The 8,150-nt window shown below is 65.9% G+C and carries 8 protein-coding genes, 1 tRNA gene and 3 pseudogenes; 3 read left to right on the top strand and 9 right to left on the bottom strand.

The window, feature by feature from the left end:
• Nucleotides 1-248: pseudogene (locus GRX66_RS14185) on the top strand (phosphatase PAP2 family protein); the annotation flags it as partial.
• Here GRX66_RS14185 and glnA read toward each other — a convergent pair.
• Entirely contained in the window at nucleotides 230-1,591 is a 1,362-nt protein-coding gene (gene glnA, locus GRX66_RS14180) for a type I glutamate--ammonia ligase (RefSeq protein ID WP_159527142.1), read from the bottom strand. The pseudogene GRX66_RS14185 and the gene glnA overlap by 19 nt on opposite strands.
• Before the next feature lie 97 nt (nucleotides 1,592-1,688).
• Between glnA and lrp the strand changes: the two are divergent.
• A pseudogene (lrp, locus tag GRX66_RS14175) lies at nucleotides 1,689-2,177 on the top strand (HTH-type transcriptional regulator Lrp); the annotation flags it as partial.
• Nucleotides 2,178-2,215: 38 nt separating this feature from the next.
• On the opposite strand, the gene GRX66_RS14170 reads toward lrp, so the two are convergent.
• The 8 genes from GRX66_RS14170 to ilvA all read right to left on the bottom strand — a co-directional run bounded on the left by GRX66_RS14170 (nucleotide 2,216) and on the right by ilvA (nucleotide 7,753).
• Nucleotides 2,216-2,395, bottom strand: coding sequence for a hypothetical protein (locus tag GRX66_RS14170; protein WP_159527140.1), 180 nt, complete (start codon nucleotides 2,393-2,395; stop codon nucleotides 2,216-2,218).
• Between the two features lie 425 nt (nucleotides 2,396-2,820).
• The gene (gene thsB, locus GRX66_RS14165; RefSeq protein ID WP_233745535.1) at nucleotides 2,821-4,485 is read right to left on the bottom strand and encodes a thermosome subunit beta; all 1,665 of its coding nucleotides are present in this window, start codon (nucleotides 4,483-4,485) and stop codon (nucleotides 2,821-2,823) included.
• Between the two features lie 170 nt (nucleotides 4,486-4,655).
• Entirely contained in the window at nucleotides 4,656-4,871 is a 216-nt protein-coding gene (locus tag GRX66_RS14160; protein WP_159527139.1) for a TRAM domain-containing protein, read from the bottom strand.
• Between the two features lie 31 nt (nucleotides 4,872-4,902).
• The gene (locus GRX66_RS14155) at nucleotides 4,903-5,199 is read right to left on the bottom strand and encodes a hypothetical protein (protein WP_159527138.1); all 297 of its coding nucleotides are present in this window, start codon (nucleotides 5,197-5,199) and stop codon (nucleotides 4,903-4,905) included.
• A gap of 378 nt (nucleotides 5,200-5,577) precedes the next feature.
• A tRNA-Ser gene (locus GRX66_RS14150) sits at nucleotides 5,578-5,659 on the bottom strand.
• Between the two features lie 46 nt (nucleotides 5,660-5,705).
• Nucleotides 5,706-5,894, bottom strand: coding sequence for a hypothetical protein (locus GRX66_RS14145; RefSeq protein ID WP_159527137.1), 189 nt, complete (start codon nucleotides 5,892-5,894; stop codon nucleotides 5,706-5,708).
• Nucleotides 5,895-6,278 carry a RidA family protein gene (locus tag GRX66_RS14140; RefSeq protein ID WP_159527136.1) on the bottom strand — a complete coding sequence of 128 codons (384 nt, stop codon included), beginning with the start codon at nucleotides 6,276-6,278 and terminating at the stop codon, nucleotides 5,895-5,897.
• Between the two features lie 245 nt (nucleotides 6,279-6,523).
• On the bottom strand, nucleotides 6,524-7,753 hold the full coding sequence (ilvA, locus tag GRX66_RS14135; RefSeq protein ID WP_159527135.1) for a threonine ammonia-lyase: 1,230 nt from the start codon (nucleotides 7,751-7,753) through the stop codon (nucleotides 6,524-6,526).
• A 208-nt stretch (nucleotides 7,754-7,961) separates the two neighbouring features.
• Here ilvA and GRX66_RS14130 point away from each other — a divergent pair.
• Nucleotides 7,962-8,150, top strand: a pseudogene (locus tag GRX66_RS14130) (MATE family efflux transporter); the annotation flags it as partial.

Raw genomic sequence — 8,150 nt, 5'->3', positions numbered from 1 at the left:
CGGAGGATCCGGTCGCGGCGCTCGGCGGGACCGCCGGCGCGCTCGCCGGCTGGTGGCTGGTGACGCGGCAGGGCGCACTCGAGAACCCGGTCGCGTTCCGGACGGGGGCGGCCGTACTGGTCGTCCTCGGCGGTGCTGCCGCGCTCACGCTCAAAATAGATGCGGCGATGCCGGTCGTCTGGGCGACCCACGCCGTCGCCGGCGTGGCGTTCGTCGCGCTCCCGGTCGCTCAGAACTTCTCGAGGTAGCGCTCTTCCTCCCACTCGGAGACCGACGTGAGGTACTCGCCGAACTCCTGGCGCTTGGCCTCCGGGAACTTCTCGGCGACGTGCTCGCCGAGCGCGTCGAGGATGACCTCGTCGTCCTCGAACGCGTCGATGGCGCGGCCGAGGTTCGGCGGGAGCGTGTCGATGCCGTACTCCTCGCGCTTCTGCTCGTCGAACTCGTAGATGTCCTCGCGGACCGGCTCGCCCGGGTCCGCGTCGTTCTTGATGCCGTCGAGACCGGCAGCGATGAGCGACGCCATCGCGAGGTAGGGGTTACACGACGGGTCGGGGCTGCGGATCTCGAACCGGGCGGAGACGCCGGCCGCGTCCGGGACGCGGATGAGCGCCGAGCGGTTCGTGTCCGACCACGCGACGTAGATCGGCGCCTCGTAGCCGGGCACCAGGCGCTTGTAGGAGTTCACGGTCGGGTTCGTGACGGCCGTGAACGCGGGCGCGTGCTCGAGGAACCCGCCCATGAACTGGTAGGCCGTCTCCGAGAGGTTGAACTCGTCGTCGTCGTCGGCGAACACGTTGTTGCCCTGCTCGTCGAACAGCGAGATGTGGCTGTGCATGCCCGACCCGTTGATCTCCGCGATGGGCTTGGGCATGAACGTCGCGTGCAAGTCGTGTTGTTCGGCGACGGCGCGGACGACCGCGCGGAACGTCGCGATGTTGTCCGCGGTGGTGAGCGCGTCGTCGTACTTGAAGTTGATCTCGTGTTGGCCTTCCGCGACCTCGTGGTGGCTGGCCTCGATCTCGAAGCCCATCTCCTCGAGCGTGAAGATGATGTCCTTGCGGACGTCCGACGCGAGGTCCTTCGGCGCGAGGTCGAAGTAGCCGCCGTTGTCGTGGGGTTCGGTCGTGGCGTTCCCGTCCTCGTCCTTCTTGAACAGGAAGAACTCCGGCTCCGGGCCGATGGAGACTGAGTAGCCCATCTCTTCGGCCTCGGCGAGCACCGACTTTAGGACCTGGCGCGGCCCGCCCTCGAAGGGCTCGCCGTCGGTGTCGACGATGTCACAGATGAGGCGCGCCGCGCCGCTCTCCTCGTCGGCGCGCCACGGGAGCACGGAGAACGTCTCGGGGTCCGGGACGAGGCGCATGTCGGACTCCTGGATGCGCACGAAGCCCTCGATGGACGACCCGTCGAAGTAGATGCCCTCGGTGAACGCCTTCTCGGCCTGGTGGGCAGGCACGGAGACGTTCTTCACGGTCCCCAGGATGTCCGTGAACTGGAGGCGCAGGAAGTCGATGTTCTGTTCGTCGATTTTCTCGAGTACCGCCTGCTCGCTCGGGCTCAGGTCGCCCGTAGGGTTCCCGTTCGTCATTTCTATGGACATCCCATAGAACTACATGCACCATTAAAGGCGTATCGCTTAGCGTAATTTTGGACTCCTCGGAGATAACTGGACATTCGTAAACTTCTATACGGTGGAGGAGAAACGGCGGTGTATGACGTACGAAAACCTCGATGCGCACCTCGTCAACGAGCTCCTCGACGACGGCCGCGCCAGCCTCCGCAGCCTCGCCGAAGAACTCGACGTCTCGGTCACCACCGTCTCCAACCACCTCTCCGACCTCGAGGACGGGGGCGTCATCGAGGGCTACACCCCAATTGTGGACTACGACGAAGTCGGCTACGACGTCACCGCCGTCATCCAGCTCAAGGTCGAGGGCGGCGCACTCCCGGACATCACCGACCAGTTCCGCGACCACAAGCAGATGATCTCCGTCTACGAGGTCACCGGCGACTACGACGTCGTGGCCATCGGGAAGTTCACCGACACCGACGACATGAACGACCTCATCAAGGAACTGCTCTCTGACGCCGACATCAAGGAGTCCAACACGAGCGTCGTCCTCAACGCCCCCGCGGAGAACGAACAGTTCGAACTCGACGTCGACGAGGAGTAGGGCCCAACGCAGTGTCCGCGACTGGGCGGCAAACCGACTTACTCGGTATCGTCTGATTCTGGCAGGGAGACGTCCTGCCACGAATCCTCGCCGAAGAACGTTTGGAGCGCCCCGAGGACCCCTGCGTACGTCCCGAAGATGACGACCAGGAGTGGAACCACGATTGCGATGACCAACCCACCCAACGGGTTCAGACCGAACATCAGGAACGGCATCATGGGCGTCTGTAGCGGTCACTGGGGCGTAAGTCACTCGGTTGTGCCATTCAGCTACCGGATAGGTATTTTCGCTGTCAACTCGGCGAGTACCGCTACCAATCTGAAGCCCCGGCTCGGACGAATAGTCGTCACTGTGGCGTCGCGTCGAAAGAAAGTTCGGGGTTCAGTCGACGAGCAGTGCGGCGCGGAACGAAGCGAAACGGAGCCGATAGGGGGCTAGCATTCGGCGGCCGGAGGCCGCCGATTCACCGAGTGCGGAGCACTCGGGCGCCGAGGACCCTCGTAGTGGGGTCCGACGGCGCTTTTTCCCCAAGTTTTTGCTGGAAACGGGCGACGGAGTCGCCCGTTCGCAGCAAAAAGTGGGTTTACATCATTCCGACAGAGCGGAGGTCTGTCGGCTGTTGTAAAATCGGTTACAACCGATTTTACATCATGCCGCCCATGCCGCCGCCCATGCCGCCTGCGGGGCCGCCGGCGCCGCCCTCGTCGCCCTTGTCGGTGGAGAGGTCGCCTGCGGAGATGATGTCGTCGATTTTGAGCACGAGGTTCGCGGCCTCGGAGGCGCTCGTGACGGCCTGTTCTTTGGCGTGCGCGGGTTCGACGACGCCTGCCTCGAAGGTGTCTTCGAGGTCGCCGGAGAGGACGTTCAGGCCGACGCGTTCCTCGCCGGATTCGTGCGCGGAGCGCAGGTCGACGAGCGTGTCGATGGAGTCGAGGCCGGCGTTCTCCGCGAGCACGCGCGGCACGAGCTCGAGGGCGTCCGCGAAGGCTTCGACGGCAAGCTGTTCGCGGCCGGAGACGGAGTCCGCGAAGTCGCGGAGGCGGCTCGCGAGTTCGACTTCGATGGCGCCGCCGCCGGGCAGGACGCGGCCGTCGGACAGCGTCTGCGCGGAGACGTCGAGGGCGTCGGAGACGCCGCGTTCGAGTTCGTCGACGACGTGGTCGGTGGAGCCGCGCAGGAGGATGGTGACGCCGTGGGCTTCGTCGCTGTCGCCCTCGACGTAGAACAGTTCGTCCTCGTCGTCACGCGTGACGGAGCCGGACGCGACGTCCGCCTCGCTGGCGGCGTCGAGGTCCGTGACGACGCCCGTGTTGAGGACGTTCGTGAGGAATTCGATGTCGGACTTCTTGGTGCGGCGGACGGCGAGGATGCCTTCCTTCGCGAGGTAGTGCTGGGCCATGTCGTCGATGCCCTTCTGGCAGAAGACGACGTTGGCGCCGGTGTCCGCGATCTGCTGGACCTTCTCCTTGAGCTGTTCTTCCTCCTGGTCGAGGAACGACTGGAGCTGGTCGGGGCTGTCGATGTTGACGGAGGTGTCGGCTTCCGCTTCCTCGACTTCGACGGCTTCGTTCAGCAGGAGGATGCGGGCGTCCTCGACCTCGCTTTCCATCTGGTCGTGGACGGGGTCTTTGCTGACGGCGGCGCCGACGAGGAGTTCGGATTCGCCGACGGCGCGGCCGGTCTGGGTCTCGACGTTGATGTTCGCGGCGTCGACGACGATGCCGCCGTCGTCGGTCTCGACGGAGACCTGGTCGATGGCCTCGTAGATGATGCCGGAGAGGAGTTCCTTGTCGAGTTCCGCGCCCTTGCCGGTCATCGAGGTCTCGGCGACACTGCGGATGAGGTCCTCGTCTTCGGGGTCGACGTCGATGGCGACGTTGTCGACTTCCTCGCGGGCCTGTTCGGCGGCGAGGTTGTAGCCCTTGATGATGGCGGTCGGGTGGATGTCGCGCTCGAGGAGGTCCTCGGCGTTCTTGAGGAGTTCACCCGCGATGGCGACTGCGGTCGTGGTGCCGTCGCCGGCTTCGTCTTCCTGGGTTTCGGCGACTTCCACGATCATCTCCGCGGTCGGGTTGTCGATGTCCATCTCCTGGAGGATGGTGACGCCGTCGTTGGTGACGGTGACGTCGCCCATCGAGGAGACGAGCATCTTGTCCATTCCTTTCGGGCCGAGTGTGGAGCGGACGGCGTCCGCGACGGCTCGAGCCGCGGAGATGTTGTGTTCCTGAGCGTCCTTGTCCTTCACGCGCTGCGCGTCGTCGCCCATGATGATCATGGGCTGACCCTGCATCCGCTGCTGTTGCGCCATAGGTACCTGGAAGATTGAATGTGCTTCTATATAAAACCATCGGAAAGTGCGTCAGCCCCGCCCGCCAGAGACCACCCGTAGCGGGCGTGAAACGCCCGGAAATTAGCTGAACCCCACGTATAGTGTGCCAGTCGTTACCACGAGAAGTCGAACCGCGAGCCGGTTTTAAGTTACCCGACGTCGGACTCGTGCCCCAGCACCTCCGCCATCGCGAACTCGGATTCCACGCGGTCGATGCGGACGCGCACCCGGTCGCCCATGTCGGCGTCCCGCACCAACACCACGAAGTCGTCGACGTGCGCCACGCCGTCCCCCTCCTCGCCGATGTCCTCGACGTCGACGACGTACTCCTCGTCTTCCTCGACCGGCACTGGTGTGTCACTCATGTGTCAACCAACAGGCCGATTGTGCAAGAAACTACGGGCCACCGTCACCATCGACCAGTTCCAGCTCCCCCAGCGTCCCGACCGGCTGCACGCGGTCACCGTCCACGTACTCGTCCACGAGCGGGTCGAGCCACCCCTGCGCCCACTCCGAAGTGATGCGGAACACGTGGTCGTCTCCGGTCTGTACGACGGCGCGGATGCGGTCCCCGGACGCGGACTTTCGCCGCGTCGTGCCCTCGAAGTGCTGGTCCGCGACCGAGATGCGAACCTGGTCCGCCTGCTGGAGGTCCGCGAGCGCCTCCCCCGGCGACCGGTCGCAAGTTGTCATGTTAAGGAAACAACGACGACGCTCCTTGGCTATGCGCCTGCTAAACGAGATTACGCCGTCATTACCCGCGACACCACAGCGAGACCTCGCTCCCCGACGACGTCACCGAGTCACGCTGGGCCTGAACGCGCTGCGACCTGCAGGGTTCAAAACCCCTCGCGCTCACTCGGTCACCGCACGCTCGGCACAATACCCGTCGCTGGGCGGTGTGAGTCGGATGAAAACGCCGGGACGGGGATTTGAACCGGAGGAAGACGGTCGACCTCGCTACGCTCGGTCGCTGCGACGTCCAGGATTCACAATCCCTCTACGCTCGCGCGACGGTGGCGTTCGCAGCGCGACCGGACGCGCTGCTCGACGACACTGCGTCACGAGAAGCGCCGGGACAGGGATTTGAACCCTGAACCCCGTAAGGGGACACGCTTTCCAGGCGTGCGCTTTGCCATTCGGCCATCCCGGCCCGTCGAACTCTAGCGTGGTCGTTCGTTTAAAGCCTTCTTTTCGCGTCAGGAGAGGCGGGCGGCGAACGCGCGAGCGCCCGCTGCCGTAACCGCGAATACGGCGACGGCGACGCCCAGCAACGGCAGGAAGCCCAGGCCTGCGTCGGCGAAGAACCGGTAGGCTTGCGCGAGCACGAGGAACGTCAGCGCGCCGACCGCGCCCCACGCCAGCGCGTCCAGCGTGGCCCGCTCCATCTAGTCTCGCTGCGCGGCGATGGCTTCGATTTCGACGCCGGCGCCCTTCGGGAGGCTCCCGACTTCGATCGCCGACCGCGCGGGCGGATTGTCCTGGAAGTACTCCTTGTAGGCGGCGTTCATCTCGTCGAAGTCGTCGATGTCGTCCAGGTACACCGACACCTTCAGGACGTCCTGCATCGTCAGCCCCTCGGCCTCGAGAATCGCCTTCACGTTCTCGAGGCTCTGGCGGGTCTGGGTGGCGATCGGTTCGTCGTCGAGGAGGTCGCCCTCCGGCGTCAGCGGTATCTGGCCGGCCGTGAACAGGATGTCGCCGTCGTTCGTCGCCTGACTGTACGCGCCGACCGCGGCGGGGGCGTCGGGCGTCTCGATGGTCCGCTTCATGTACACTGCGTCGGCGGCGTGGGTATTAAAGACTCGGCGTTCCGGTTCGAGAGCGATCACGTTCAGTTTCGCGAGCACGACCGTCCAGTTCGCAGACAGTACGACCCGGCGGGCGGCCAGCCCGGGGCGGCCGTAACAGGGTAGCGTTACCACCGTGGCCGGCCGCGACAGGATTTCGTTCGCACCGGCGCCAGCCGCGACAGGGTTGCGTTCGCACCGGGCCACGGGCCGGTGGCAGGAGTGCGTTAGCTCCGGGGGCGCGGGCCGTTGAGAACAGTGACGTCGAAGCCCTCCTCGCGGATGCGGTCGATGAGCGCGTCCACGTGTTCGGGGCCGCGCGTTTCCAGGTCGAGTTCCACCTCGGCGGCGTTCATCGCGATGTCGCGGTTCGTCCGGTCGTGCTGGATGGCGTAGATGTTCGCGCGCTCCTCGGCGACGACGTCCACCAGGTCGTCGAGCGCGCCCGGGCGGTCCTTGAGCACAGTCCGGAGTTTCACGTAGCGGCCCTGGTCGACGAGGCCGCGCATGATGACCGTCGTGAGGAGGTTCAGGTCGATGTTCCCGCCGCAGAGCGCGGGGACGACGACTTCGTCCGGTTCGTAGACGAACTTCCCCTCCAGGAGCGCGGCCAGCGGCGCCGCGCCGGCGCCCTCGACGAGCGTCTTCCCGCGCTCCAGCAGCAGCATGAGCGCGGTCGCGATCTCGTCGTCGGAGACGGTGACGACCTCGTCGACGCGCTCCCGGATGACGGGGAACGTCTTCTCGCCGACCCGGCGCACGGCGATGCCGTCGGCGATGGTGTCCACAGAGTCCAGGCTCCGCGGTTCTCCCTTCTGGAGGGACTGCGCCGCTGCCGACGCGCCCTCGGCCTGCACGCCGACGACGCGCACGTCGGGGTCGTGGGCCTTCACGGCGGTGGCGACGCCCGAGATGAGGCCGCCGCCCCCGATGGGGACGACCACCGTTTCCACCTCCGGGAGGTCCTCGACGATCTCCAGGCCGATCGTCCCCTGCCCGGCCATCACGTGCTCGTCGTCGAAGGCGTGGACGTACGTGCGGCCCTCCGACTCCTCGAGTTCGTGTGCGTGGGTCTGCGCGGCGTCGTAGTCGACGCCGTGGAGGACGACTTCCGCGCCGTAGCTCCTGGTCGCCTTGATCTTCGAGATGGGGGCGGCTTCCGGCATCACGACCTTCGCGTCGACGCCCGACCGACTTGCAGCGAGCGCAACGCCCTGCGCGTGATTGCCCGCCGACGCCGTGACGACGCCCGCGTCGCGCTCCGCCTCGGAGAGCGTGCGGATGCGGTTGGTCGCGCCGCGAATCTTGAACGCGCCCGTGCGCTGGAAGCACTCCAGTTTCAGGTGGACTTCCGCGCCCGTCATCCGGGAGAACGTGTTCGAGTAATCCAGGGGGGTGTGTCGGGCGACGTTCGCCACGCGCTCGCGGGCGTCGAGCACGTCGTCTATCTCGATCATGTCCGCGGCTATGACGGAGATACTGTTAACGGTTGGTGATGCAGCGCCCGAAGAAAGCGAAAGGAATCGAGCGTGTGACAACTGTACCGATGCCCCGGGAGAACATAAAACCGACCAAACCGGAGTGAAAGTGAAAGTGCGGGACGGAGCGGGGGCGGTTGTTGACGGAGACCGGTAGGCACATTCCGACTCGCTACCACCGGAGCGTGTGCGCTCTCGTCTCCGCGGGGTGTGGCGGCGCGTCTTCGCGCTAGCGTGGCCGGTGATGGCCGAGCAGACGCTGCGCACGCTCATGCGCACCGTCGACGTCGTCGTCACTGCGGCCATCTCCCCGGCGGCCGTCGTCGCCGTCGGCCTCGCCGACCTCTACGCGCGCTTCCCGCTCCGGATCGGACTC

The organism is Halobacterium bonnevillei, from assembly GCF_009831555.1.
In the GTDB taxonomy this organism is placed as follows: Archaea; Halobacteriota; Halobacteria; order Halobacteriales; family Halobacteriaceae; genus Halobacterium; species Halobacterium bonnevillei.
Note: the sequence above shows the minus strand (reverse complement) of the source record. Positions and strands in the feature narration are given on the sequence as shown.

Bases quoted from the DNA above. Each gene is read 5' to 3' on its own strand.
- thsB (WP_233745535.1), bottom strand. From the start codon at position 4,485: ATGGCGCAACAGCAGCGGATGCAGGGTCAGCCCATGATCATCATGGGC.
- GRX66_RS14155 (WP_159527138.1), bottom strand. From the start codon at position 5,199: ATGACAACTTGCGACCGGTCGCCGGGGGAGGCGCTCGCGGACCTCCAG.
- GRX66_RS14170 (WP_159527140.1), bottom strand. From the start codon at position 2,395: ATGATGCCGTTCCTGATGTTCGGTCTGAACCCGTTGGGTGGGTTGGTC.
- ilvA (WP_159527135.1), bottom strand. From the start codon at position 7,753: ATGATCGAGATAGACGACGTGCTCGACGCCCGCGAGCGCGTGGCGAAC.
- GRX66_RS14140 (WP_159527136.1), bottom strand. From the start codon at position 6,278: ATGAAGCGGACCATCGAGACGCCCGACGCCCCCGCCGCGGTCGGCGCG.
- glnA (WP_159527142.1), bottom strand. From the start codon at position 1,591: ATGACGAACGGGAACCCTACGGGCGACCTGAGCCCGAGCGAGCAGGCG.
- GRX66_RS14145 (WP_159527137.1), bottom strand. From the start codon at position 5,894: ATGGAGCGGGCCACGCTGGACGCGCTGGCGTGGGGCGCGGTCGGCGCG.
- GRX66_RS14160 (WP_159527139.1), bottom strand. From the start codon at position 4,871: ATGAGTGACACACCAGTGCCGGTCGAGGAAGACGAGGAGTACGTCGTC.